Source organism: Streptomyces xanthophaeus (assembly GCF_030440515.1).
GTDB lineage: Bacteria > Actinomycetota > Actinomycetes > Streptomycetales > Streptomycetaceae > Streptomyces > Streptomyces kutzneri.
The window spans coordinates 7,222,840-7,246,531 of sequence record NZ_CP076543.1; the positions used below are offsets into that span (position 1 = coordinate 7,222,840).

23 protein-coding genes and 1 pseudogene are annotated in these 23,692 nt (G+C 74.0%); 10 read left to right on the forward strand and 14 right to left on the reverse strand.

The window, feature by feature from the left end; all coding sequences use genetic code 11:
- Positions 1-3: 3 nt before the first annotated feature.
- Positions 4-990: a LacI family DNA-binding transcriptional regulator gene (locus tag KO717_RS32180; RefSeq protein ID WP_301374894.1), complete on the reverse strand. Its 987-nt coding sequence runs from the start codon at positions 988-990 to the stop codon at positions 4-6.
- 189 nt (positions 991-1,179) lie between these two features.
- Between KO717_RS32180 and KO717_RS32185 the strand changes: the two genes are divergently transcribed.
- The gene (locus tag KO717_RS32185; protein ID WP_301372964.1) at positions 1,180-2,217 is read left to right on the forward strand and encodes an NUDIX hydrolase; all 1,038 of its coding nucleotides are present in this window, start codon (positions 1,180-1,182) and stop codon (positions 2,215-2,217) included.
- Here KO717_RS32185 and KO717_RS32190 read toward each other — a convergent pair.
- The 3 genes from KO717_RS32190 to KO717_RS32200 all read right to left on the reverse strand — a co-directional run bounded on the left by KO717_RS32190 (position 2,187) and on the right by KO717_RS32200 (position 5,044).
- On the reverse strand, positions 2,187-2,684 hold the full coding sequence (locus KO717_RS32190) for a TetR/AcrR family transcriptional regulator (protein WP_301372965.1): 498 nt from the start codon (positions 2,682-2,684) through the stop codon (positions 2,187-2,189). The two genes, KO717_RS32185 and KO717_RS32190, sit on opposite strands and share 31 nt — an antisense overlap.
- Before the next feature lie 172 nt (positions 2,685-2,856).
- Positions 2,857-3,558: an MBL fold metallo-hydrolase gene (locus KO717_RS32195; protein WP_301372966.1), complete on the reverse strand. Its 702-nt coding sequence runs from the start codon at positions 3,556-3,558 to the stop codon at positions 2,857-2,859.
- Positions 3,559-3,679: 121 nt separating this feature from the next.
- Positions 3,680-5,044 (reverse strand): dipeptidase, encoded by a 1,365-nt coding sequence (locus KO717_RS32200; RefSeq protein WP_301372967.1) that lies wholly within the window; start codon positions 5,042-5,044, stop codon positions 3,680-3,682.
- 358 nt (positions 5,045-5,402) lie between these two features.
- Between KO717_RS32200 and KO717_RS32205 the strand changes: the two genes are divergently transcribed.
- Complete coding sequence (locus KO717_RS32205; protein WP_367401590.1) at positions 5,403-6,605, forward strand: geranylgeranyl reductase family protein; 1,203 nt, start codon at positions 5,403-5,405, stop codon at positions 6,603-6,605.
- Positions 6,606-6,642: 37 nt separating this feature from the next.
- Positions 6,643-6,741: pseudogene (locus KO717_RS32210) on the forward strand (IS5/IS1182 family transposase); the annotation flags it as partial.
- A 54-nt stretch (positions 6,742-6,795) separates the two neighbouring features.
- Here KO717_RS32210 and KO717_RS32215 read toward each other — a convergent pair.
- Positions 6,796-7,254 (reverse strand): hypothetical protein, encoded by a 459-nt coding sequence (locus KO717_RS32215; RefSeq protein WP_301372968.1) that lies wholly within the window; start codon positions 7,252-7,254, stop codon positions 6,796-6,798.
- 64 nt (positions 7,255-7,318) lie between these two features.
- A complete protein-coding gene (locus KO717_RS32220; protein ID WP_301372969.1) occupies positions 7,319-7,777 on the reverse strand; it encodes a nitroreductase/quinone reductase family protein in 459 nt (152 codons plus the stop codon).
- A 157-nt stretch (positions 7,778-7,934) separates the two neighbouring features.
- Here KO717_RS32220 and KO717_RS32225 point away from each other — a divergent pair, with 157 nt between their 5' ends.
- The gene (locus tag KO717_RS32225) at positions 7,935-8,633 is read left to right on the forward strand and encodes a TetR/AcrR family transcriptional regulator (RefSeq protein WP_301372970.1); all 699 of its coding nucleotides are present in this window, start codon (positions 7,935-7,937) and stop codon (positions 8,631-8,633) included.
- 266 nt (positions 8,634-8,899) lie between these two features.
- A complete protein-coding gene (locus KO717_RS32230; protein ID WP_301372971.1) occupies positions 8,900-9,847 on the forward strand; it encodes a spherulation-specific family 4 protein in 948 nt (315 codons plus the stop codon).
- A gap of 18 nt (positions 9,848-9,865) precedes the next feature.
- On the opposite strand, the gene KO717_RS32235 is transcribed toward KO717_RS32230, so the two are convergent.
- The 4 genes from KO717_RS32235 to KO717_RS32250 form a co-directional block, all read right to left on the reverse strand.
- Positions 9,866-10,669 carry an SDR family oxidoreductase gene (locus KO717_RS32235; RefSeq protein WP_301372972.1) on the reverse strand — a complete coding sequence of 268 codons (804 nt, stop codon included), beginning with the start codon at positions 10,667-10,669 and terminating at the stop codon, positions 9,866-9,868.
- A gap of 57 nt (positions 10,670-10,726) precedes the next feature.
- Entirely contained in the window at positions 10,727-11,227 is a 501-nt protein-coding gene (locus tag KO717_RS32240; RefSeq protein ID WP_301372973.1) for a hypothetical protein, read from the reverse strand.
- A 61-nt stretch (positions 11,228-11,288) separates the two neighbouring features.
- Entirely contained in the window at positions 11,289-11,540 is a 252-nt protein-coding gene (locus KO717_RS32245; RefSeq protein WP_301372974.1) for a DUF6332 family protein, read from the reverse strand.
- 66 nt (positions 11,541-11,606) lie between these two features.
- Positions 11,607-12,350, reverse strand: a complete 744-nt coding sequence (locus KO717_RS32250) for a maleylpyruvate isomerase family mycothiol-dependent enzyme (protein ID WP_301372975.1) — start codon at positions 12,348-12,350, stop codon at positions 11,607-11,609.
- 39 nt (positions 12,351-12,389) lie between these two features.
- Between KO717_RS32250 and KO717_RS32255 the strand changes: the two genes are divergently transcribed.
- Together KO717_RS32255 and KO717_RS32260 are read left to right on the forward strand one after the other, a co-directional pair.
- Positions 12,390-13,061, forward strand: coding sequence for an alpha-ketoglutarate-dependent dioxygenase AlkB family protein (locus KO717_RS32255; protein WP_301372976.1), 672 nt, complete (start codon positions 12,390-12,392; stop codon positions 13,059-13,061).
- Positions 13,062-13,104: 43 nt separating this feature from the next.
- Positions 13,105-14,373 (forward strand): ROK family protein, encoded by a 1,269-nt coding sequence (locus KO717_RS32260; RefSeq protein ID WP_301372977.1) that lies wholly within the window; start codon positions 13,105-13,107, stop codon positions 14,371-14,373.
- Between the two features lie 172 nt (positions 14,374-14,545).
- Here the strand turns inward: KO717_RS32260 and KO717_RS32265 are convergent, their stop codons facing one another.
- Positions 14,546-15,094 (reverse strand): ATP-binding protein, encoded by a 549-nt coding sequence (locus KO717_RS32265; protein ID WP_301372978.1) that lies wholly within the window; start codon positions 15,092-15,094, stop codon positions 14,546-14,548.
- 199 nt (positions 15,095-15,293) lie between these two features.
- On the opposite strand from KO717_RS32265, the gene KO717_RS32270 reads away from it, so the two are divergent.
- Together KO717_RS32270 and KO717_RS32275 are read left to right on the forward strand one after the other, a co-directional pair.
- Positions 15,294-16,439 (forward strand): PLP-dependent cysteine synthase family protein, encoded by a 1,146-nt coding sequence (locus KO717_RS32270; RefSeq protein ID WP_301372979.1) that lies wholly within the window; start codon positions 15,294-15,296, stop codon positions 16,437-16,439.
- Between the two features lie 139 nt (positions 16,440-16,578).
- Positions 16,579-17,361, forward strand: coding sequence for a hypothetical protein (locus KO717_RS32275; protein WP_301372980.1), 783 nt, complete (start codon positions 16,579-16,581; stop codon positions 17,359-17,361).
- Here KO717_RS32275 and KO717_RS32280 read toward each other — a convergent pair.
- Positions 17,333-17,821 (reverse strand): SRPBCC family protein, encoded by a 489-nt coding sequence (locus KO717_RS32280; protein WP_301372981.1) that lies wholly within the window; start codon positions 17,819-17,821, stop codon positions 17,333-17,335. The genes KO717_RS32275 and KO717_RS32280 overlap by 29 nt on opposite strands.
- A gap of 252 nt (positions 17,822-18,073) precedes the next feature.
- Between KO717_RS32280 and KO717_RS32285 the strand changes: the two genes are divergently transcribed.
- Entirely contained in the window at positions 18,074-20,470 is a 2,397-nt protein-coding gene (locus KO717_RS32285) for a hypothetical protein (protein ID WP_301372982.1), read from the forward strand.
- On the opposite strand, the gene KO717_RS32290 is transcribed toward KO717_RS32285, so the two are convergent.
- A complete protein-coding gene (locus tag KO717_RS32290) occupies positions 20,412-22,877 on the reverse strand; it encodes a right-handed parallel beta-helix repeat-containing protein (RefSeq protein WP_301372983.1) in 2,466 nt (821 codons plus the stop codon). The genes KO717_RS32285 and KO717_RS32290 overlap by 59 nt on opposite strands.
- A 146-nt stretch (positions 22,878-23,023) precedes the next feature.
- Positions 23,024-23,659 carry an Rv1733c family protein gene (locus KO717_RS32295; protein WP_301372984.1) on the reverse strand — a complete coding sequence of 212 codons (636 nt, stop codon included), beginning with the start codon at positions 23,657-23,659 and terminating at the stop codon, positions 23,024-23,026.
- Between the last annotated feature and the right edge of the window lie 33 nt (positions 23,660-23,692).

Sequence of the window (23,692 nt, forward strand, 5' to 3'; positions counted from 1 at the left end):
GGCTCAGCCGGCCGGGGGGAGTTCGCCCGAGCCGCGGGGGATCAGCCGGGTCGACAGTTCGATGCGGCACGGGGTCAGGTCCGCGCCCGCCAGGCGCTGGAACAGGCGGTCCGTGGCCACCCGGCCCAGGGCCGCCGGGTCCTGGGCGACCACCGTCACCCCCGGACGGAGCAGATCGGCCAGCTCGAAGTCGTCGAAGCCGACCAGCGCCACCGGCCGGCCGTGCGCCGCGAGGACCCGTACGACGGTCACCGTCACGCGGTTGTTGCCCGCGAAGACGGCGGTCACCGGGTCCGGGCCCGTGAGCATCGCCCCGGCCGCCGCCGCGACCCGTGCCGGAGCCGTGGACCCGAGCGAGATCCAGGATTCCGCCACCGGCAGGCCCGCGTCCGCCATCGCCGCGCGGTAGCCGCGCAGGCGCTCCGCCACCGTGTGGATGCGGGGCTGGTCGCCGATGAAACCGATCCGGCGGTGGCCGCCCGCGATCAGGTGGGCCACCCCGCCCCGGGCACCGCCGAAGCTGTCCGACAGCACCACGTCCGCGTCGATCCGCCCGGCCGGGCGGTCCACGAACACCGTGGACACACCGGCCCGCATCTCCGGCTCCAGGTAACGGTGGTCGTCCCCGGCCGGGATCACGATCAGCCCGTCCACCCGGCGGGCGCACAGCGCGAGCGCCAACTCCCGCTCCCGGTCCGGATCCTCGGCGCTGGAGCCGTTGATGAGCAGCGCCCCGTGCGCGCGGGCCACCTCCTCCACCGCCCGGTTCAGCGGGCCGTAGAAGGGGTCGGCGAGATCCTCCAGGACCAGGCCCACGGTGGCGGTACGGCCCTTGCGCAGCACGCGGGCACTGTCGTTGCGGCGGAAGCCGAGGGCCTCGATGGCCTGCTGGACCCGTCGTTCGGTCTCGGGGGTCACCCCCGGCTCACCGTTGACCACGCGCGACACCGTCTTCAGGCCGACGCCCGCCTGGGACGCCACGTCCTTCATGGTCGGCCGGTTGCCGTAGCGGGGCTCGGACGGGCGGCGGTTGTGGGGCACGGTGGCGAATCCTCCGGGGCTCACGGGCAGGGCTGTGACCTTGAGGATAAGCACTGGGCCGATCGTGAGGTTTTCGTGGCAGGCTGGGGCGGGCAAGCCACTGGGGGCTCCGGACGAGCCATGGGGAAAGGGGTAGACGTGATTGTCTGGATCAACGGCACATTCAGCGCCGGAAAGACCAGCACGGCCCGCGAACTGACCGGAATCCTGCCGGACAGCACCCTGTTCGACCCGGAGTTCATCGGCGACGCCCTGCGCGTGCTGCTGCCGCCGAAACGACTGGCGGAGGTCACCGACTACCAGGACCTCCCGAGCTGGCGCCGGTTGGTGGTGGACACGGCCGCGGCGATGCTCGCCGAACTGGGCGGGGTGCTCGTCGTACCGATGACGCTGCTGCGCCAGGAGTACCGGGACGAGATCTTCGGCGGGCTGGCGGCTCGTCGGATCCCGGTGCGGCATGTGTTGCTGGCTCCTGAGGAAACGATCCTTCGGGAGCGGATCGCCACACGGCGGGAACCCGGGGACCCCGCGGAGGTCGAGCTCCGGGTCCGGCAGTGGGCGTACGACCACATCCCGGTCTACCAGCAGGCCCTCGGCTGGCTGACCGGCGACGCGCACGTCATCGACAACGGGGTGCTGACCCCGCGGGAGACGGCGGAGCGCATCGCCGAGGCCGTCCGCTCGGAGACGGCGAAGGTCTGCGACATCGTGCAGACCCCGGAGCCCACCCGGGAGACGGTTGCGGCCGGGGTGCTGCTCTTCGACGAGCAGGACCGGGTGCTGCTGGTGGATCCGACGTACAAGGCGGGCTGGGAGTTCCCGGGCGGAGTCGTCGAAGCGGGCGAGGCACCCGCGGCCGCGGGCGTACGGGAGGTCGCGGAGGAACTGGGCGTCGTACTGGAACGGACGCCCGGGCTGCTGGTGGTCGACTGGGAGTCGCCCCAGCCGCCCGGCTACGGCGGGCTGCGCCTGCTCTTCGACGGCGGCCGCCTCTCGGACGAGGCGGCGGCCCGGCTCCGGCTGCCCGGCCCGGAACTGCGGGCCTGGCGCTTCGTCACGGAGGCCGAGGCCGCCGGTCTGCTCCCGCAGCACCGCCACGAACGCCTGCGCTGGGCCCTGCGCGCCCGCGAACGCGGCCGCCCCCTCTACCTGGAGGCGGGCGTCCCCACCGGCTGATCCGCCCGTCCCGCCGGACGCAGGGCGGCGGCGACGAGGCCTTCGAGGGCCTCGCGCGGCACGTCGCCACCGCCCACCAGCCGGTCGAAGACCGCCCCGCACACGACGTGCCCGGCGAGGAACAGCCGGGCGGCTCCGCGGCCGGCGCTCTCGCGCGGTACGAGGATCTTGCGCAGCTCCGGGTCGCGCACGCTCTCCACGGTGCAGGCGTGCCGGGCGGGCGAGCGGCGGCGGCCCTCCCCGGTGAGCCGGCGGCGGGTGAGCAGCGCCGTGCCGTCCACCAGTTCCCCGGCGGTGCGCAGGAGGGGGAACCGCTCGGCCGCCGCCTGCAGTTCCGCCCGGTCGAGGTGGACGGGCCGGGTCACGAGTGCCGTGAGCAGCGCGGCCGGGGTGCGGTAGTACGCCGACGTGGTGCCGGGCGGCATGGCCGCCCGGCGGTCGCCCGCGCGGTGGGTCAGGCCGCGCATGCCCTCGTCGGCGCAGCCAGGCGGTCACCCTGTGCGACACGGCGATACGGCTGACTCCCTCCCGCACGGCCGTGCGCATGATCCTGCGGCACCACGCCCGGGAACCACCGAGGCCGGGCCGACCCCCGGGGCCCGCCGGGAGCGTGCGGGCGGCCCCGGGGGCGGGCGGGCCTCAGCCGGAAGCGGCCGCCTCCTGCGCCGCCTTCGCGAGGGCCTCCGCCGTGTTCTCCGTCAGCGGATCGCCGTGCCCGAAGCAGGCGGTCGAAGGGGCGAGCGAGGCCAGGCGCCGGAAGGTCTCGATCGCCCGGGCGCGGTCCACGTTGAAGACGCCCAGCATCGGCGGACCCACGGCCGCCACGCAGTCCCCCGTGAACAGCACGCCGTGGCGCGGAAGGTGGATCCCGATGCTGCCGTCCGTATGGCCCGGCGCGTGCACCACGTACGCCCCGTCCCCGAAGCCCAGCGCCTCCCCGTCCTCCAGCTCGTGGTCGACCGGGGTGGGCGGGGCCTCGGGGACCGTCAGGCCGTGCGCGTACAGCGGGACCTCCCAGTCCAGCAGCACCGGTTCGGGCACGGGCAGCTCGCCCCGGATCACCGGTGCGTCCAGACGGTGGGCCAGCACCCGCGCGCCCCGGCGGGCGGCGAGCTCACCCGCCGCCCCGACGTGGTCGCGGTGGCAGTGGGTGAGGACGATCCGTTCCAGCCGCTCGGGCGCCAGCCCGAGGGAACGTATCGCCTGCTCGATCCCGTCGGCGGATCCGGCATGGCCCGCGTCGATCAGGGTGAGGGCCTCCCCGTCCTGCCAGAGGTAGGCCTGGCCGATGGGGAAGCGGAGCATGTGGAGCCGGTTCGGGAGCACTTCGACAAGATCCATACGGCCAACGTACGGACGGCCGGGCCCGTCCGGCGCCGAGTTCGCCGGGAGCGCAGTACGCCCGGGGCGTACTGCACCCCGGGCGTACTCCACGCTGCGGCCGACACCGCCCCCGCCGCTGTCAGGCGCGCTTGGACTCCGCGTAGTTGACGAGGAAGAGGGCCTCCGCCACCGACAGGCGCTCCAGCTCCTGCGGCGACACGCTCTCGTTGACCGCGTGGATCTGCGCCTCCGGCTCGCTCAGCCCGATCAGCAGCATCTCCGCGTCCGGGTAGAGGGAGGTCAGCGTGTTGCACAGCGGGATCGACCCGCCCATGCCGCTGATCTGCATCTCCTGGCCGGGGTAGGCGGCCTCCAGGGCCGTGCGCATCGACGCGTACGCCGGGCTGTCGGTGTCCGCCTGGAACGGCTGGCCCTGGCCGACGACCTCGAGCTCGAGGCGCGCCTTCCACGGGGTGTGCGCCTCCAGGTGGGCCTGCAGCAGCTTGACGGCCGCAGCGGTGTCCACGCCCGGCGGCACCCGCAGGCTGATCAGGGCGCCGGCGCTCGCGTGCACCGACGGCGTTGCGCCGACCACCGGCGGGCAGTCGATGCCGAGGACCGTGACGGCCGGGCGGGCCCACAGCCGGTCCGCGATCGTGCCCTCGCCGATGAGCTCGACACCGTCCAGGACCTTCGCGTCGGCGCGGAAGTCCGCCTCCGGGTACTGCAGGCCGTCCCACACCTCGTCCGAGGCCAGCCCGTCCACGGTCGTCGAGCCGTCCGCCGCGCGCAGCGAGTCGAGTACGCGGATCAGCGCGGCCAGTGCGTCGGGGGCGGCGCCGCCGAACATGCCCGAGTGCAGGTTGCCGCCCAGCGTGTCGATCTTCACCTTGACCAGGCACATACCGCGCAGGGTGGCCGTCACCGTCGGCAGGCCGAGGCGGAAGTTGCCCGCATCGCCGATGACGATGGTGTCGGCGGTCAGCAGCTCGGGGTGCGCCTCGGCGTACTGCTGGAGGCCGCCGGTGCCCTGCTCCTCCGAGCCCTCGACGATCACCTTCACGCTTACCGGTACACCTCCGTTGGCCTTCAGCGCGCGCAGCGCCAGCAGGTGCATGATGAAGCCGCCCTTGCAGTCGGCCGCGCCGCGCCCGTACCAGCGGCCGTCGCGCTCGGTCAGCTCGAAGGCGGGGGAGGTCCAGGCCGCGTCGTCGAGCGGCGGCTGGACGTCGTAGTGCGCGTAGAGCAGCACGGTCGGCGCGCCCTCGGGGCCGGGCAGGAAACCGTAGACCGACTGGGTGCCGTCGGGGGTGTCGAGCAGCGCCACGTCCTGGAAACCCTCGACGCGCAGGGCGTCGGCCACCCAGTTCGCGGCGGCCTCGCTCTCGCTCTTGGGGAACTGCGCCCAGTCCGCCACCGACTGGAAGGCCACCAGCTCGGTCAGCTCCTGCTTGGCGCGGGGCATCAGCGAGGCGATGGTCTCGGCGATCGGATTCTGGGACATGGGCACGCTCCTTTTGGGTGCGACGTTGTTCTCCGTGTACGCCGCCCGCATCCGCGGGGTGTGCGTATGCCGGGTACGGCGAAAGACAGTCTTGATCCTCGCACAGCGGGACGGGGCGGTGTCTCGCCGTAGGATTTCCCCGGCATCGGAGCAACCGGGTGATCAGGAGCAGCAACACATCGTGAGCAGCGACGACGACGTACGCGACGCAGACGCAGGCGCGGGCGCGGGCATGGACGCAGGAGCGGGCATGGACGCGGGCGCAGAAGCAGGCGGTGGCACGGGCACGGGCACGGGGCGGGACGCCCAGCGGGCGGGCGACGAGACGGGCGACGAGGCGGCCGGGGAGACCGGCGAGGTGTGGGACGTGGTCGTGGTCGGGGCGGGACCTGCCGGGTCCTCGGCCGCGTACGCGGCGGCGACGGCCGGGCGGCGCGTCCTGCTGCTGGAGAAGGCCGAACTGCCCCGCTACAAGACCTGCGGCGGCGGCATCATCGGCCCCTCGCGTGACGCACTGCCCCCCGGCTTCGTGCTGCCCTTCAAGGACCGCATCCACGCGGTCACCTTCTCGATGGACGGGAAGCTGACCCGCACCCGGCGCTCGAAGCACATGCTGTTCGGGCTCATCAACCGTCCGGAGTTCGACGCCGGCCTGGTCGCCGAGGCGGAGAAGGCCGGCGCGACCGTCCGTACGGGTACGGCCGTGGCCCGCGTCGAACAGCACGGGGCGGCCGTTCCCGACCGGCGCACCGTCGCCGTGGTGCTCGCCGACGGGGAGACCGTGCTGGCCCGCGCGGTGGTCGGCGCGGACGGCAGCGCGAGCCGGATCGGCGCGCACGTCGGGGTGGAGATGGACCAGGTGGACCTGGGCCTGGAGGCGGAGATCCCCGTCCCCGAGACGGTCGCGGAGGACTGGAAGGGGCGGGTGCTGATCGACTGGGGCCCGCTGCCCGGCAGTTACGGCTGGGTCTTCCCCAAGGGCGACACCCTGACCGTCGGGGTCATCTCGGCCAAGGGCGAGGGCGCCGCGACCAAGCGCTACCTGGACGACTTCATCGCCCGGCTGGGTCTCGCCGGCTTCGAACCGGCCGTCTCCTCCGGGCACCTGACCCGCTGCCGCAAGCCCGATTCGCCGCTCTCGCGCGGCCGGGTGCTGGTGGCGGGCGACGCGGCCGGACTGCTGGAGCCGTGGACCCGGGAGGGCATCTCCTTCGCGCTGCGCTCCGGGCGGCTGGCGGGGGAGTGGGCGGTGAAGATCTCCGAGGCGCAGGACGCGGTGGACGCGCGCCGCCAGGCCCTCAACTACGCCTTCGCGGTGAAGGCCGGGCTGGGCGTGGAGATGGGGGTCGGCACGCGGATGCTGCACCTCTTCGAGGCCAAGCCGCGGCTGCTGCACGCGGCGATCACCGGCTTCGGCCCGGCGTGGCGGGCGTTCGCCCGGATCACGCGGGGCTCGACGACGCTGGCCGACCTGGTGCGTACGTACCCGCTGGCCCGCAAGGCGCTGCACATGATGGACGCCCGGCAGGCGGCGGCCCGCAGCGGCGGCGGCCAGGGCTAGCCCGTGTTTCTCTGACGGGTTCGTCAGCTGACCGGACATCTCCGTCCGGTTGGTGATCACAGATGCGAGGTGGGACCGGATCGAGCCGTTGATGCCGGCCGATCCGGTCCGCGGCAGACACTGGGCCGGCCGACGGCCTCGGTTCGTTCCGTACCGCCGCCATCCTCATCCGGGCACGACGATGACCACGCTAAAGGCCCAGGGCGTGGGCGAAGGCCGAGAAAGTGGGCGTGACCAGGCGCCACTCGCACCGGCGGGGGTTCGTCCAGAAGTCGCTGCCCACCACGCGGGGATCGGAGGGATCTGTGCGGTAGTCCAGCGCCAGGGCCACGTCGTCCCCGGCGTGGCGGTTGACGGCGACGAGGACTGCCTGCTCGACATCCAGCCAGGGCAGTTCGACCGCGGCCTGCTGACTGCTGCCCCGCATTTCGCGGAACAGGGCAGAAGAGCGCGCATCGTCCGCGAAGCGGTCCATGGACCGGGATTCCCTCGTCATCTGCTCCGTGTTCGCAAGGATGTCGAGTGGTTCCTCGAACCACGGAATCAGCCTTGCCATCTCCGCGTCCCCGGGATGACGCCACCGGCCTTGGCGGAGCAGTGACGTCAGCTGCACAGGCAGGACCAGCCCGCGGACCATGGTGTTCTCCATGCGGGACAGCGTGTCACGCCCGCTGGGGCGGGCCGGCCGGATACCGGGTCAGCCGGACACCGGGTCAGCCGGACACCGTGATCCGGAAGACCGGGTGGTCGCCGGCGGCCGCCTGCAGTTCGGCGTCGGAGGACTTGGCGGTGACCCCCTGGAAGAACCGGTTGACCTCCCAGCCCCACTTCTCCAGGTAGGTGCGCAGGACGGCGGCCTTCTGCACCGGGTCGGTGATCTCCGTGACGGTGAACGCGCGCACCTTGCGCCCCACGCGCAGCTCGCCGCCGCCCGCCACCCGCATGTTGCGGACCCACTGGGAGTGGCCGCGGGCCGAGACCAGGTACTGGGCGCCCTCGTAGGTGTGCGGGTTGACCGGGATCCGCTGCATCTCTCCGGACTTGCGGCCGCGCACCGACAGCTCGGCGCTGCCGGCTAGGCTGATGCCGAAGCGGGCCAGCTTGCCGAAGAGCGCGTTGAAGCGGGTCTCGAACGGGGTCGCCTGGGCGTAGTACGGGGTGGGCGCGTTCATCGTGACCTCCGGGGCCGCTTTCTTCATTGAGAGAGCACTGCTCTCGCTTGAGAGCAGTGTGCACGGATCGGTGCGCCAAAGCAAGAGCAGTGCTCTCGAAATGGAGCGGCAGTCCGTTTCCTGGGCAGTGCTCCGTTCGCGTGGCAGACTGACCCGCATGAACACCGTGCGAGGGGCCAGGGAACGGGCCCGCATCGAGGTCACCGCCGCCATCAAGGACGAGGCGCGCCGCATGCTCGCGGCCGAGGGTGCCGCCAAGCTCTCCCTGCGCGCCGTCGCCCGCGAGCTGGGCATGGTCTCCTCCGCCCTCTACCGGTACTTCCCCAGCCGGGACGAACTGCTCACCGCCCTCATCATCGACGCGTACGACAGCGTCGGCGCGGCCGCCGAGGCGGCCGACGCCCATGCCCGCGCCGCCGGGGCCCCGCCCCGCGCCCGCTGGATCGCGGTCTGCGAGGCCGTCCGTACCTGGGCGCTGGAGCACCCGCACGAGTACGCCCTCATCTACGGTTCCCCGGTTCCCGGCTACAGCGCCCCCATCGACACCGTGGGTCCGGCCTCCCGCGTCGCCAACACGTTCATCGGCATCCTCCGCACCGCGTACGAGGGCCCCGGCCTCGCCCTCCCGCCGCTGCCGCCCGCCCTGCGCCCCGAGGCCGACCGGATGACCGCCGACTTCGCCGTGGGTCTGCCCCCGGCGGTCACCGCCGCTCTGGTCGCCTCCTGGGCCCAGTTGGTCGGGCTGGTGTCCTTCGAACTGTTCGGCCAGTTCAACCGGGTCGTCGAGGACCGTGCCGCCTTCTTCGCGCACGCCGCCGACCAGCTCGCGCACGGGGTCGGACTGCCGGCCGTTTGACGGGCGGGCGGCGGCGCGGACCGCCGGCGGACGCCCGGGAGGGCCGGGACGCCCGGGACGCCCGGGAGGGCCGGGTGGCCCGGGAGGCCCAAGAGGCCCGGGAGGTCGTGGTGATCAGCGAGGTCCTGGAGATCCAGGAGATTCACATGATGAGGGGACGGCTCGCTCTTCTGTTCCTCATACGAATGAGGGCGGTTCAGCCTTGAACGATGGGCCGCCCGTCTAGTGTTCCTCGGGTCGCCCCCGCCTCCGCCGAAGGAACGTTCATGCCTCGCGCCGTGAAGGCCTTGTACGCCGCCCTGGTCGCTGCCTTATTGGCAGCATCGGCGCCCGCCATCATCGCCGCGGCACGCGACGCTTCCCAGCAGGCCGCCCCGCCGGCGCCCAACCCGCCCCCCACCCCCCGCACGCCCGGCGTCCGGGGCCTGGAGATCGCCGTCCCCGCGTACGTCTGGGCGAACGACCCCATGCTGACCGACCTCACCGCCACCGCTCCGGCCCCCTCGGTGGTCGTACTGAACCCGGGCAACGGCGACTCCCCGTTCGACGGCCCCTGGCGGGCCCGCGCCGACGCACTGCGCACCCGTACCACCTCAACCGGCGAGAAGACCCGGGTGCTCGGCTACGTCCACACCGACCACGGCAACCGCGACATCGCCGCGGCCAAGGCCTCCGTCGACAACTACCTCAAGACCCCCGACGGCCGCCTCCACGTCGACGGCATCTTCTTCGACGTCGTCAGCCGCGACTGCGGCCCCGCCAACGCCACCCGCGACTACTACGCCGATCTGCGCCGCTACGTCCAGGACGCCATGGACGCCGCCGACCCGGCCGCCCCCGACCTCGTCGTCAACAACCCCGGCACCGCCATAGCCGACTGCTACCTGGAGCCGGGCCACCGCACCGCGGACGTCTTCGTCACGTTCGAGGACACGTACGCCGCGTACACCGGCGCCGGCTGGCTCGGCGGCAACGTCTTCGACCACCTCTCCGGCTACCGCTCCGGCGCCGAACTCGACCCGAGCGGCACGGCGTTCTGGCACCTGGTCCACGACGTCCCCGACCCCGGGGCGATGCGCGCCACCCTGCGTACGGCCTTCGACCGCGGCGCGGGCTACGCGTACGCGACCAGCGCGATCATGCCCAACCCCTGGAACGCGGGCCCGACATGGAAGTACCGCACCCAGACCACGTACGCGGCCACCCTCGGCTGAGGGCCGTCACCGGGCGAATCAGGGCCGGCCCAGGCCGCCGTCGCTCCGCAGGAGCTGGGCGTTGATCCAGTCCCCCTCGGGGGAGCAGAGGAACGTGACGAGGTTCGCGCAGTCCTGCGGCACACCGAGGCGTCCCAGGGGAGTCGAACGGATCAGGTCCGCCTTCTGCTCCTCGCCCATCCACCCGGTGTCGGTCGGACCGGGATCGATCGCGTTGCAGGTCACTCCCAGGTGGGCGAACTCGTGGGCGGCGGCCGTCGTGATCCGGTCCAGCGCGCCCTTGCTCGCTCCGTACGGCAGGTTGCCGGCGGTGTGGTCGCTGGTCAGGCTGACGATCCGTCCGCTGCCGTGCCGCCCGCGGAACCGCAGCCCGTACTCCCGGATCAGCAGCCAGGTGGCCCGCGCATTGACCGCGAAGTGCAGGTCGAAGCTCTCCACCGTGGTGTCCAGCAGGCCCGAATCGACCGACTCGCAATGGCAGAGCACCAGCGCGGTGACGTTCCCCAGCGCCTCCTCGACGCTGTCGAAGAGCTGCACCGGCACGGCCGGGTCGCTCAGGTCCGCCTCGACCGCGTACGTTCTCGCCCCCAAGGACGTCACCTCGGTCCGCAGCTCCTCGGGCGCGCCCGACTCCATGCCCCACCGCATCCGTGCGTCGTACGGGGTCCAGTAGGTGAAGGCCACGTCCCACCCGGCCCGGGCCAGGTCCAGCACGACGGACGACGCGATCCCCGCCGAACGTCCCGCCCCCGTGACCAAGGCGAGCGGGCGCCCCGCCTCGTCCGTGCCCTGCCGACTTCCCGCGCGCGTCTCACCGCTCATGCCCGTCATCCTGGCGGGCCGCCCCGGACACGGCACCCGGATTTCGCGGGTGCCGTGTCAGCGGTAGTCGTCGGGGTGGCCCTGCATCCAGGTGTTGATCCGGTCGCGGGTCTCGATCAGCAGCGCCTTGTGCTTCTCCAGGTTCGCCGTGCTCCCGTTGCCGCCGAGTTCCGCGTCGAGCTTCGCGATCAGGGCGATCGGCTCGGGGAAGTGGCCGGGGCCCTTCGGGTCGGCCTTCATCGCACGGTCCATGCGGTGGAGTTCGTCGTCGAGCCGGCCGAGCACGTACGCGCAGTTGCCCGGAACGCACGAATCGTCGAGCGTCGCCTGGAGTCTTGCGAAGGCGTCCCGGACCTTGTCGGGCCGGTTCTCGGGGGGTGTCGGCTCCCCGGTCGGCGCGGGCCCCGACGGGCTCGGATCCGACGGCCCCAGCGCGCCCCCGTCCGGAGGCGCGGACACGGCGGGCGGCGCGGCCGGCGCCAGGTCGCAGGAGACCGTGAACCCCGCCAGTGCCACCGCGAGAAGCGCCGCACCGGCCGCCGTCGAACCCCACCGCATCGCATACCCCCGTGATCGTCGAAGGCCCGACCCTACCGACGCCACCTCGCCGTGCCCAGGGTCAGCGCCCGTCGTTCTCCGGACGGCGGGCGAATCCGAGCAGCACGTGGGTGACCCGGAGCAGGAACACGGCCGCCGCCAGGATCACGCCCGCCACGGCCAGGGTGCGGCGCGTCGACGGGGCGAGGGAGAACGCGAACGCGGGCCCGTACACCGCGCCGAAGGCGAGGGCGGCCGCGAAGCAGGCACTGACGAAGGCGTAGCCGATCTCGATGGTGATCGCGTCCCGGTCCGCCTGCGTGCGTCGCTCCATGCATGGAGTGTCACAGCGCGCACTGCCCGTCACAAGCCCCCCGCGCCGCGGCCGGCGCCGGCCGGGTCAGATTCCGGCCGTGTCCGTCCACAGCCGGGCCAGTGCCAGGTCGCCCGTCACCCCCGGACCCGCCAGCGGGGTCCGGTTCCAGAGGGCCTCGTACAGCCATGCCGCCTCGCCGGTCAGTTCGCAGTCGGCCGCCTCACCCGTGTCGCCCGGCACCGTACGGGCCGGCTCCGCCGACAGGTGTACGGTCCACACCGCGGCCGTGTCGGCGGCCCGCACCCGCACCACCTTGGGCTCTGCGGTCCGCACCCGGCTGCGCGGCCGGGCGTGGAAGCCGGTCAGCAGCTCGTCCACCCCGTCCTCCGCGAACTCCGGCTCCACCGCGGAGAAGACCACGCCGAGCGCGGCCTCCGCGTCCATCCGGTGCACGGTGGTCTCGTGCGCCTGCCGCCGGGCCCAGAACGCCACCGGCGAGGGCGGGGCGGTCGGCAGGAAGGTCCAGCACTGCACATCGGCCGGTGCCTCGTTCAGGGTCCGCACCAGGTCCGCGTGGCCTTCCCGGAACCAGGCCAGCAGCTCGCCGCCGACCAGCTCCGGCGCGTCCGGGAAGCCCACCGGCTCCAGCCGCCGCTCCGCGACGTACGCGGTGGCCCAGCGGTGCACCGAGCCGGTGTGCCGCAGCAGATCGGTGACGCGCCACCCCGGGCAGGTGGGGACCGCGGATTCCGTACCGGCGCGTTCGGCCACCTCGGCGAGCAGCTCGCCTTCGCGGGCGAGGGTCTTCACATGTTCGGTGATCTCCATACCGTGAGTCCTATCAGCCCGCCCGCGACAATGGACACCATGGACGGGGAACTCTTCCCGCGCGAGCGGACCGTGATCGCCCCCGGCGCCGTGCACGTGCCGGACTGGCTCGGGGCGGGGCGCCAGGGCGAGTTGCTGGCGGCCTGCCGCGCGTGGGCCCGGCCGCCCGCCGGCCTGCGCACCGTACGCACCCCGGGCGGCGGGGTGATGACCGCCCGCCAGGTGTGCCTCGGCCTGCACTGGTACCCGTACGGGTACGCGCGCACCGCCGTCGACGGCGACGGGGCACCCGTCAAGCCGATGCCGCCATGGCTCGCCGAGCTGGGGCGGGAAGCGGTGACCGCGGCGTACGGGGACCCGCCGGAGCCCGGGCCCGGGCTCGAGCCGGGACCGGCTTACGACATCGCGCTGATCAACTTCTACGCCGGCGACTCCCGCATGGGCATGCACCGCGACGCCGAGGAGCGGTCCACCGCGCCGGTGGTCTCGCTCAGCCTCGGCGACACCTGCGTCTTCCGCTTCGGGAACACCGCCTCGCGCGGGCGCCCGTACCGGGACGTCGAGCTGCGCAGCGGGGATCTCTTCGTCTTCGGGGAGGCGAGCCGGCTGGCCTATCACGGGGTGCCGAAGGTCCTGCCGGGCACGGGCCCGCGGGAGCTCGGGCTGACCGGGCGGCTGAACATCACACTCCGGGTCGGCGGGCTGGGCTGAGCGGCGGCACCCGGCGCCCTCCGATCATGCGAGGATCGTTGCCATGAACGGCAACGGGGCCCCGCCGCGGGTGGGGGATGTGACCACGTCATCCGCGTCCGGTGCGGCTGCGCGGACCAGGCTGGAACGGGGTCGCGGCGCGCTCGGGCCGGCGCTGGAGCTCGTCCACACCGGCCGTGCCCCGACCCGCGCCGTGCTGACGGCCGAACTCGGGGTCACCCGTGCCACCGCCGGAGCGGTCGCCGCCGAGCTGGAGGCCCTCGGGCTGATCCGCGTCGATTCCCGCCCCGGCGGAGCCGGAGGGACCGGCGGAGCCCAGGGCCGCCCCTCGCACCGGCTCTCGGTGGCCGAGGACGGCCCGGTGGCGCTGGCCGCCCAGGTGCACTCGGACGGCTTCCGTGCCGCCCTGGTCGGCCTCGGCGGCCGCATCGTGGCCACCGCCCCCGGCAAGGTCACCGTCTCCGCCGATCCGGCGCAGGTGCTCGGCGCGGTCGTGGAGGCGGGCGCGGAGCTGCTCGCGCAGAGCGGCCGCCGCTGCGTCGGCGCGGGTCTCGCGGTCCCCTCGGCGGTGGCGGAGCCGGACGGTACGGCGCTGAACCCGCTGCACCTGGCCTGGCCGGCCGGCTCTCCCGTACGGGCCATCTTCGCGGAGTGCGTGAAGGCGGCCGGGATCGACGGCCCGGCCCTGACCGGCAACGACGTCAACCTCGCGGCCCTGGCCGAGCACCGGCACGGTGCGGGGAGAAGCGCCCAGCACCTGCTGTGCGTGGCCACCGGGCACCGCGGGGTCGGAGGGGCGCTGGTGCTGGACGGCCGCCTGCACAGCGGGAGTTCGGGCCTGGCCCTGGAGGTCGGCCACCTCACCGTGAACCCCGAAGGGCGGGCCTGCCACTGCGGCAGCCGCGGCTGCCTGGACGTGGAGGCGGACCCGCTGGCCTTCCTCACCGCGGCGGGCCGCAGCCCGGGCCCCGAGGTGTCGCTGCTCCAGCAGGCCCGCGACCTGCTGCGCGACGAGCCCGCGGAACCGGCGGTACGGGCGGCCACGGAGGAGCTGATCGACCGGCTCGGGCTCGGCCTCGCGGGCCTGGTGAACATCCTCAACCCGGACCGGATCATCCTGGGCGGGCTGCACCGGGAGCTGCTGCACGCCGACCCGGAGCGGCTGCGCGCGGTGGTCGCGGACCGCAGCCTGTGGGGGCGCAGCGGCGGGGTGCCGATCCTGCCGTGCACCCTGGACCACAACAGCCTGGTCGGCGCGGCGGAGCTGGCGTGGCAGCCGGTGCTCGACGACCCGCTGGGAGCCCTGGCCTGAACGGCGTCCGGCCGGGTCAGGCCGGATCGGGCCGGATCAGGCCGGGTCAGGCCGATCTTGCCGGGCCAGGTCGGCCAGGTCGGCCCCGGCCGTCCCCGCGGATCGGGCCGGGCCCCGCGGATCGGGCCGGGCCCCGCGGATCGGGCCGGGCCCCGGGGACCGGGGCGGTCCGTCACCCGGGCCGGGCGCCGACCGGCGAGGCCACCGGCAGGCCTGTCGCGACGGCCGCCGGATCGACGGCCAGGAGCACCGCGCGCGCGGGTTCCCGTACGGGCGTGGCCTTGAGGGGAGCCGGCCGTACCGGCGTCGCCCTGGCCGGGGCCGCGGTGAGCGAGAACCACACCGCCTTTCCGGGGCCGTCGGGCCGCTCGCGCGCCCCCCAGGCCTCGCTGAGCGCCTCCACCAGGGCGAGCCCGCGTCCGCAGGTCTCCAGCGCCTCCGCCCGCGTCCGGTGGACGACCGGCAGCCGCGGATCGCTGTCGATGACCGAGACCGTCAGCCGCCCGAGCCGGAGTTCGATCTCCACGGTGCAGGTCTTGTCCGGCTGCGCATGGCGGTGGACGTTGCTCAGCAGCTCCGTCACGCCGAGCGCAGCCCGGTCTATGAGCGGGTCGAGCTCCCAGTGGCGCAGTTGTGCAGAAACGATTCTGCGGATTTGGCCGATCCGCGACGGCAAGGCCTGCAGTTCGACGACGCAGTGCCTGCGGGAATGAGTGATCACGGCTGCGACTCCCCGACATGAGTGTTACGGGTGCTGCACCCTCGGTAATGCTCCACCAGGGTCACCCACGGTGCCGCACAGTGCAACCGAACGCGATCGAAAGGGATTCGCATGGATCCCCAAAGCGAACGTTTGTGCAGGTGGGAGGGGTACATTGCGAAGAAGGGGGGCGAAGTTCACCCACGAAGGAGCGCGGCACATGAGCACCACCAGAACCACCGGTACCACCGGTACGACTGCCACGACCGTCGACGTCGATCGCAGCGACGCGGACTACCGGGCCTGGCTGAAGGAGGCCGTCCGCAAGGTCCAGGCCGACGCCAACCGCTCCGCCGACACCCACTTGCTGCGCTTCCCGCTCCCCGAGGCGTGGGGCATCGACCTCTACCTCAAGGACGAGTCCACCCACCCCACGGGCTCCCTCAAGCACCGCCTCGCGCGCTCGCTGTTCCTCTACGCGCTCTGCAACGGCTGGGTCCGCCCCGGCCGCCCGGTCATCGAGGCCTCGTCCGGCTCCACCGCCGTCTCCGAGGCGTACTTCGCCAAGCTGATCGGTGTGCCCTTCATCGCCGTCATGCCGCGCACGACCAGCCCGGAGAAATGCCGCCTCATCGAATTCCACGGCGGCGCATGCCACTTCGTGGACGACCCGATGAAGATGTACGAGGAGTCGGCCGAGCTCGCGGCCCGGACGGGCGGCCACTACATGGACCAGTTCACGTACGCGGAGCGGGCCACCGACTGGCGCGGCAACAACAACATCGCCGAATCGATGTACCAGCAGCTGCGCCTGGAGCGGTACCCCGAGCCCGCCTGGATCGTGGCGACCGCCGGCACCGGCGGCACCTCGGCGACCATCGCGCGCTACGTGCACTACATGCAGCACGACACCCGCATCTGCGTCCCGGACCCGGAGAACTCCTGTTTCTTCGACGGCTGGACCAACAACGACCCGGACGCGAGCAGCGATTGCGGCTCGCGCATCGAGGGCATCGGCCGGCCGCGCATGGAGCCGAGCTTCGTGCCCGGGGCCATCGACCGGATGATGAAGGTCCCGGACGCGGCGAGTGTCGCCGCCTGCCGCGCGCTGGAGACGGCCATAGGGCGCAAGGCGGGCGGCTCGACCGGTACCGGCCTGTGGAGCGCCCTGAAGATCATCTCGGAGATGGTGGCCGAGGGCCGCACGGGCAGCGTCGTCACCCTGCTGTGCGACCCGGGCGACCGCTACCTGGACAAGTACTACTCCGACGAGTGGCTGGCGGCGCAGCGGCTCGACATCGCCCCGTACGCGAAGACCATCGACACTCTGCTGACCACCGGGGTCTGGCGCGAACCCGCCGCCTGACTCCCCTGCGGGATGTCTTGTCCCGGGGGAGCGGCGATGCGGCGCCGCCGTGACGGGCCCGTGACGAAAACGCCCTGGTGGCACCGGGGTTGCCTGGCTACGCTCAGCGGACTCAGAACACGTGTGGCCGGGGGGAAGCATGGCGGGCATCGAGTACAGCAGACCCGAACGGGACGCGCGCACACGGGCACGGACGACCGGTCCCGATGACCGGCCTCCCGGAGCGGAGAACCGAGCCGAACGCGGGGGATCCCCTCTGGAGTGCCCGAGCTGCCGGCGCTCCGACGAGGTCCGCGCCGTCCCGGCCGTCAGCCTCGGCGGGCAGCGCCGGTTCCACGAGGAGACCGGCGACGGCGACCGGCGCACCGACGTCCGCGAGATCGTCCCGCGGCTGGCCGACGCGCTGGCCCCGGCACCGCCGTCCCCGGATACCGCGGGGCGCACCGGGCTGGGCGTGCTGCTCGTCCTGGTGTCGATCGGTACGTTCATCGGCGGCGCGCTGGGCGGGAACTGGTTCACGGACGCGCCCGCGGCCGAAGTGGACCACGGGTCGACGACGCTCTGGGGCGGCGCGACATGGGCCCCCGCGCCCGAGCCCGGGGCGGAGCTCCTGTTCCTGGCCTGGATCTCGGCGTTCGCCCTGCTGGGTGCGGCCCTGCTGATCGTCTCGACCGTGCGGACCCGACGGGCGTTCCGGGCCCGGGTCGCGGCCGGCCGGGTTGCCGCCGAGGACGTCTGGTCCCGTGGCTGGTGCTGCGCACGCTGCGCGGTGGTCCACTTCGCCGCCGGGCCGGGCATGACGCTGCAGGAGTTCCGTACGGCCGTCTGGAGCGCGGGCGGCTACGGAGAACTGGCCGAGGTCTACCGGGTGTCGGGGGCGACGCCGGCCCGGGTCACTGATCGGCCCCGCGCCGGGCGGTGAGCCGCCGGTCGAGGGCTCGGACCGCGGTGCGGAAGGAGTGGCCCAGGCCCGGGCGGGCGGCGGCCAGGCCGAGGCGGAACGGGGTCGGCCCGTCCGCCGCGAAGGTCCATCGGACGTGCGTGCCGGTACCGGCCGGGGTCAGTCGCCACTCCTCCAACAGCGCCCGCACCCCGGGGACGTTGGTGGTGTCGACCCGGTACGCGTAACGCCGCTCGGGATCGGCGGCCATGACGGTCTCCTGGAAGCGCACCCCGCCCTTCAGCCTGATCTCGCGGCCCGCGCCCCCGTGCGTGGGGCGGGCCAGTGTCACCGCCCCGAACCAGTCGGCCCAGCCCTCCACTTCCTCGGCGAGCGCCTGGTACACGGCCTCGGCAGGCGCCGCGGTGTCGGTGGCGAAGACCAGCCGGACCGGCGCGTCGTCGATGAAGTCGAGCCCCACCGGTCGGAGTCGGCGAGCCATGGGCGGTACCCCCTGGGGTGAGGTGCTGAACAGGCGTGCGCGCCACCATAGCCCCGTACGCGTGAGAAGTCCGTAGCGATCCCGACCGATCCGGACCGGTCCCGAGTGAACCCGTCCGGCCCTGTCCTGGCCCTGTCCGGCCTCGTCCGATCTCTGTCGATCTCTGCCGATTCCCGCGCGGGACCTGGGCAGCGGGTCCGCCGCGCGGGATGCTGGAGCCGCGCCGATCCCGCCCCGCGAGCGGAGGCCGCTGTGCCCGACCGCCCCCAGCCCGACCCCTCCCCGTCCCGCACCCTGCCCGACACCCCCCTCGCCCTCGAACTCCTGGTCCACGGAGTCGCCGGCGCCGCCCCCGGCGAGCTGCTCGGCGACCCGCGCACCGTCCGTGTCACCGGCGACTCCACCGCCGCCGTCTTCCGCCGCACCGAGGACGCCGACGCCGAGACCCACCCCGAGCGGTACGCCGGACGGCCCGTACCCGAGGCCTACTGTTGGTCCCGGCTCACCTCCGGCAACGGCGCCCGCGCCCTGTGGCTGCTGCTCCTGCCCTTCATGGTGGCCAACCTCGCCCACTGGGCCCGGCCGGCCACACCCGCCGCCGACCCCGCGCCGCGCGCCGTGCGCACGTACGGGGTCCTCGTACGGATCCTCGCCCTCAGCCTGACCGTGCTGCTCATCGCAGCCGCCTGCGAGGTCGCGCTCGACCTCCTCGCCTGGCAGTGCGCGGGCGCCGGGACCTGCGCCGGCTCCCGATTCCGCTCCTGGCTGGGCTTCCTCGCGCCCGGAGGAGGCTGGTGGGCCCAGCCCGGGCGGCGCCTCGCCCTCGGGGCCCTGGTCCCCGCCGCGCTGACCGGGCTGCTCTGGTACCTGTCGAACCGCACCTGGAGCGCCTACGAGTCCCAGCCCCCGCCCGCCAGAACCGCCGATCCGGACACCGTGTCGGACCCCGTGCCCGCGCTCGGGCGCCCCGGATTCTGGTACGGCCGCCGGCTCGTGGCCCGGCTGCGCGCCGCGCACACCGCCGCCGGGCTGCTCACCGTGGCGGTGGCCGTCTCCGTGCCGACCGCCCGCCACGACCGCCGGGCCGGCGCACCCGTCCTCGCGGTCCTCGGTACGCTCACGCACGTCCTGCTCGCCGCCGGGGCCGTCAGCGTGGCCTGGGTCGTCTGCCGGCGCGGCCGCACCGAGGACCGGGCCGACCACCGCCTCGACCGGGCCGCCGTCACCCTGCTGCCCGGCGCCGCCCTCGCCCTGCTCGCCGCCGTCCTCGTGCACGCCTGCTGGTCGCGCCCGGACTGGACCGCCACCGGACGGCTCCCCGGGGACCTGGCCTTCGGCGTGCTCATGCTGGGTCAGGGGCTCTGCGTGCTCGCCCTCGCCGCCGTCGGCCGCCACCTGTACCGCAGGGCCCCCGACCCGGCGACGGCCCTGTACGGCCTCGGCGGGCCCGCCGTCGCCATGCTCGGCTGCGCGCTCGGCGGGGTGATGTCCGGCGGGGTCGCGCAGCGCGTCGCCGACTGGCTGGACGGGGGAGCCACGCCCGGCATGCCGGGCGCCCCGCTGGCGGGGCCGCCGGTCCTGCTGTCCTGGCAGGCCGCCGTACTGCCCCCGCTGCTCCTCGTACTGGCGCTGCTCGCGGGCTGGTTCGCGGTGCTCGGAGCCCGGGCGCGGGGCCGGCTCGCCGCCGCCGTGGCCGCCGAGTACCCGGGGGAGACACCGGACCTCGCCCGCAGCCGCAGGATCGCCGGGGCGCGCACTGCGGCCGCGCTCACCGACTCCGCGCCCTGGTTCGTGGCCGCCGTCTCCGGGATCACCCTGGTACTCGGCGCCGGCGCGCTGGCCGGGGCCTGGTTCAGCGGCAAGGTCCCGGGCGAGGCCGCCCGGGGGACCGTGCCGCTGCTGGAAGCCGCCGCCCGCGCCGCCCAGGACGCCGGGTCCTGGCTCATCGGCCTGGGCATCGCCGCCTTCATCGCCTGGGGCCGCCGCGCCTACCGGGACCCCGCCGCCCGCCGGACCATAGGGATCCTGTGGGACGTCGGCACCTTCTGGCCGCGCGCCGCCCACCCCTTCGCGCCGCCCTGCTACGCCGAGCGGGCCGTACCGGACCTGACCTGGCGGATGGCCGGCTGGACCGGCCGCACCGGCGGCCGCCTGGTCATCTCCGGCCACTCCCAGGGCAGCGTGCTCGCCGCGGCGGCCGTCTGGCAACTGCCGCCGCCCGCCCGCCGCCGGGTCGCCCTGCTCACCTACGGATCCCCGCTCGGCCGCCTCTACGGCCGCTGGTTCCCCGCCTACTTCGGCCCGGGGCCGCTCACCGCCCTGCACCGCGAGGTCGACTGCTGGCGCAACCTCTGGCGGGCCACCGACCCCATCGGCGGGCCGGCGCTGCCCGGCGCGGAGCCGGACGTGGACCGCGGCCCGCTCGCCGACCCGCTCGCCTACGGGCGCAGCGCCCGCCATCCGCTGCCCGCCCCGATCCTGGGCCACTCCGACTACCAGGCCGATCCGGCCTTCGCCGCCGAACGCGACGCCCTGCTCGCCCGGTTGGACGCCGCCGCACGGGCCGAGGTACCGGGGCAGCGGGTCGTGGTCAGCAAGGAGCGGGCTGGACCGGCAGTGCCGGCAGATCCGCCGGGAACAGCAGGGTGAGCTCGTCCGTACTGGGCTCCGCGAGCTGGGCCACCCGGCCCGCGTGCCGCTCCACCATCGACTCGAAGGTCTGGCGGGCCGTACGGCCGTTGCCGAAGGCCGGGCCCTTGGGCAGTTCCGTGAAGTAGGCCAGCAACGCCTGCGACGTGCCGTCCCCGAGCCGGTACTCGTGCTCCTCCGCCTGCTGTTCCACGATCCGCAGCAGTTCCCCCGGCCCGTAGTCGCCGAAGGTGATGGTCCGCGAGAACCGCGAGGCCACCCCCGGATTCACCGTCAGGAAGCGCTCCATCTCCGCCGTGTACCCGGCGACGATCACGACCACCGCGTCCCGGTGGTCCTCCATCAGCTTCACCAGCGTGTCGATCGCCTCGCGCCCGAAGTCCCGTCCCGAGTCCTCAGGCGCCAGCGCGTACGCCTCGTCGATGAACAGCACCCCGCCGCGCGCCCGGTCGAAGGCCTCCTGCGTACGGATCGCCGTGGAGCCGATGTGCTCGCCGACCAGGTCCACCCGGGACACCTCGACCAGGTGCCCGCGCTCCAGCACCCCGAGCGAGGCCAGGATCTCCCCGTACAGCCGGGCGACCGTGGTCTTGCCGGTGCCGGGGGAGCCGGTGAAGACCAGGTGCCGGCGCACCGAGGCGGCCTTCAGGCCCGCCAGCTGCCGCCGCCGGCCCACCTCGATCATGTCGGTGAGCGCCCGCACCTCGCGTTTGACGCTGTCCAGGCCCACCAGCGCGTCGAGCCGGCCCAGCATCTCGCCGGAATCCGGCGCGGCGGCCGCCGGACCGCCCTCCGCCCCGTCCGCGGGCCGCGGTACGGAAGGCGCGGGCGTCCGAGCCGGCTGTGCCACGGGGCTCTGCGTCCCGGTGGCCGTACGGATACCCGCCCGCGCCCCGGCGGGCGCGCCGCCGGGAGCGGCCCGGTCGGCGAGACGGGCGCCGGACTCGTCGCCGGTGCACTCCTCGGCGATCGGCCCGTCCTCGGGGACCTCGTAGCCCCCGCGGGCACAGCGCTCGGTGTGGCAGCGCGTCAGCGTGGTGCGGCAGCCGTCCATGACGTGGAAGCCGAAGCCGGAACTGCCCGTCACCCGGCAGGCCGTGAAGGTGCCCCGGCCACCGGCCGACACGTAGAAACCGGCCTCGGCGGGGGAGGTGACCGTGCACCGCTCCAGCGTGGGGTCGGCGCCCTTGGTGACGATCACACCGGTCTGAACGGCGTCGATCGTGCAGCCGGAGAGCGTGCCGCCGCTGCCGTGGTCGCGGAACCAGGCCCCGGTCGCCGCCTCGCGGATCCGGCAGTCGTCGAGCTGTGCCGTGGCCCCGTCACTCACGGAGACGGCGGTGTTGCGCACCTGGGACAGATCGCTGTCGACCACGTCGACGCGCGATCCGCGGTCGAGCACGAACAGCGCGTCCGGCACGTCGTGCACCCGGCAGGAGTCGAGGGAGACGGTTGCCCCGTCACTGATCCACACCGCCGGATAGTCACCCGTACTGTCGTGGATCTCGCAGGACTCGGCATCCACCCGGGTGCCCGGGTCCCACACGGACAGGCCGTTGCGGCCGAACCGGCGCACGGTGGTGCGGCTGAGGGTGAGCACCGAACGGGACCGCAGATCGACCGCGTTCTCCGGGATGTCGTGGATGTCGCAGCCGGTCAGGGTGAGCACCGCGTCGGTGTCGAGCGTGACCCCGTCGGCCGAGGTGCGGTGCACCGAGCAGTCGGTGAGCCGGGCCGTGGCGCGCGCGGCGATCTGCACCCCGGCGCCCTTGATCTCGTACACCTCGCAGCCCAGCGCCTCCAGCCCCGAGCCCTCGCCGGTGACCCCGATGCCCGCGCCCGTGGCGTGGTGGATCCTGCAGCGTTCCAGCCGGGGCCGGCCGCCACCGCGCACCGAGACGCCGTTCTGCCCGGCGGCCACGACCTCGCACTCCTCGAACACCCCGCCGCCACCGTCCAGTACGGCGATGCCGACGCCGGCCGGATTCTCCACCGTGCACCGCCGTACCAGGGGCCGGGCTCCGGAGCCGCGTACCTCGATGCCGGCGGCGGAGTGGGTGCTCACCCGCAGATCGGTGAGCTCGGGGCAGCCTTCCTCCACCAGCAGCGCGGGCGCCGCCCGGTCCTGGCCCTCCAGATAAAGGTCCTGGACCACGGCCGAGGCGCGCACGGTCAGCGCGACCCCGTCGAGCGGGGCGATCCGCACCGACCCCGCCCCGGCCTCGGGCCCGCGCAGGGTGACGGCACGGTCCAGCACCAGGTTCTCGCGGTAGGTGCCGGGAGCGATCGTCAGCACGTCCCCGTCGCCCGCGGCGGCGAGCGCGGCGGTCAGCGTCGGATACTCACCGGAGCGGCGCCGCCACCGCGAAGTCCCGCCGTGCGTCACCTGGACCGTGCCCTGAACCATGGTGCTGTCGTGCCCCCACCCTCGTACTCGCGCTGCCGATACGACCGATGCCACTGAAGTCTGACGTCACCGCAGCCACCGAAGTCACTGGAGCGACCGATCCGGCCGCTCCACCGTAGCGCGCGCGGAGCCGATGAGCTGCCAGGTCAACTGCCCGCGCCCGCTCGGCCCCAGTCCGGTCCTGCCGCCGCCCAGGCCCGGTCCAGACGTATGTACCGCCGATGCATGAGCCGCCGTACGACCAGCCGCCGGACCGTCTCCACCAGTGTGGCCACGCAGATCGCGGCGGCCAGCCCCGCCATCCCCGCGTGGAACACGGCCGCGGACGGGTCGAGCGGCTGCCCCACCAGCCGGCCGCGCGCGTCGGTCCAGATCCGGAACCGCTCGCCGGGCCGCGGCGGTTCCTCCGCGGCCGGCACCGTGCCCTGATGGCTGCTGCCGTCCGGCGCGGTCCACGAGGCCACGATCTGCGTCCGGTGCGGGGCCGTCCGCTGTGCCGACGTGTCGGCCGAGGCGCTCGCCGAAGCGCCCGCGCCCGTGGCCGCCGCCGACTCCGGGGCGGGCCGCAGGACCACCGCCGGGACGAGATGACGCTCCTGCCGCTGCTCGTGCGCGGCCTGCTGAAGGGTACCGTCCACCTGCAGGCCCGCGACCCAGCCGATGGCCGGGGCCACCACCAGGACACACACCAGCGCGGCGAACGCCACCCACGCCTCGAAAAGATCGGTCGGGCGGCGCAGCGGATTGCGCCGCCAACGCCACACACCCATTGCTGTCCGCACGGTCCGGCTCCCCCAACCTGTGCCAGTCTCCGC

Bases quoted from the DNA above. Each gene is read 5' to 3' on its own strand.
- KO717_RS32180 (WP_301374894.1), bottom strand. From the start codon at position 990: ATGAAGGACGTGGCGTCCCAGGCGGGCGTCGGCCTGAAGACGGTGTCG.
- KO717_RS32190 (WP_301372965.1), bottom strand. From the start codon at position 2,684: ATGCGCGGCCTGACCCACCGCGCGGGCGACCGCCGGGCGGCCATGCCG.
- KO717_RS32195 (WP_301372966.1), bottom strand. From the start codon at position 3,558: ATGGATCTTGTCGAAGTGCTCCCGAACCGGCTCCACATGCTCCGCTTC.
- KO717_RS32200 (WP_301372967.1), bottom strand. From the start codon at position 5,044: ATGTCCCAGAATCCGATCGCCGAGACCATCGCCTCGCTGATGCCCCGC.
- KO717_RS32215 (WP_301372968.1), bottom strand. From the start codon at position 7,254: ATGGAGAACACCATGGTCCGCGGGCTGGTCCTGCCTGTGCAGCTGACG.
- KO717_RS32220 (WP_301372969.1), bottom strand. From the start codon at position 7,777: ATGAACGCGCCCACCCCGTACTACGCCCAGGCGACCCCGTTCGAGACC.
- KO717_RS32225 (WP_301372970.1), top strand. From the start codon at position 7,935: ATGAACACCGTGCGAGGGGCCAGGGAACGGGCCCGCATCGAGGTCACC.
- KO717_RS32230 (WP_301372971.1), top strand. From the start codon at position 8,900: ATGCCTCGCGCCGTGAAGGCCTTGTACGCCGCCCTGGTCGCTGCCTTA.
- KO717_RS32235 (WP_301372972.1), bottom strand. From the start codon at position 10,669: ATGAGCGGTGAGACGCGCGCGGGAAGTCGGCAGGGCACGGACGAGGCG.
- KO717_RS32240 (WP_301372973.1), bottom strand. From the start codon at position 11,227: ATGCGGTGGGGTTCGACGGCGGCCGGTGCGGCGCTTCTCGCGGTGGCA.
- KO717_RS32245 (WP_301372974.1), bottom strand. From the start codon at position 11,540: ATGGAGCGACGCACGCAGGCGGACCGGGACGCGATCACCATCGAGATC.
- KO717_RS32250 (WP_301372975.1), bottom strand. From the start codon at position 12,350: ATGGAGATCACCGAACATGTGAAGACCCTCGCCCGCGAAGGCGAGCTG.
- KO717_RS32255 (WP_301372976.1), top strand. From the start codon at position 12,390: ATGGACGGGGAACTCTTCCCGCGCGAGCGGACCGTGATCGCCCCCGGC.
- KO717_RS32260 (WP_301372977.1), top strand. From the start codon at position 13,105: ATGAACGGCAACGGGGCCCCGCCGCGGGTGGGGGATGTGACCACGTCA.
- KO717_RS32270 (WP_301372979.1), top strand. From the start codon at position 15,294: ATGAGCACCACCAGAACCACCGGTACCACCGGTACGACTGCCACGACC.
- KO717_RS32275 (WP_301372980.1), top strand. From the start codon at position 16,579: ATGGCGGGCATCGAGTACAGCAGACCCGAACGGGACGCGCGCACACGG.
- KO717_RS32280 (WP_301372981.1), bottom strand. From the start codon at position 17,821: ATGGCTCGCCGACTCCGACCGGTGGGGCTCGACTTCATCGACGACGCG.
- KO717_RS32290 (WP_301372983.1), bottom strand. From the start codon at position 22,877: ATGGTTCAGGGCACGGTCCAGGTGACGCACGGCGGGACTTCGCGGTGG.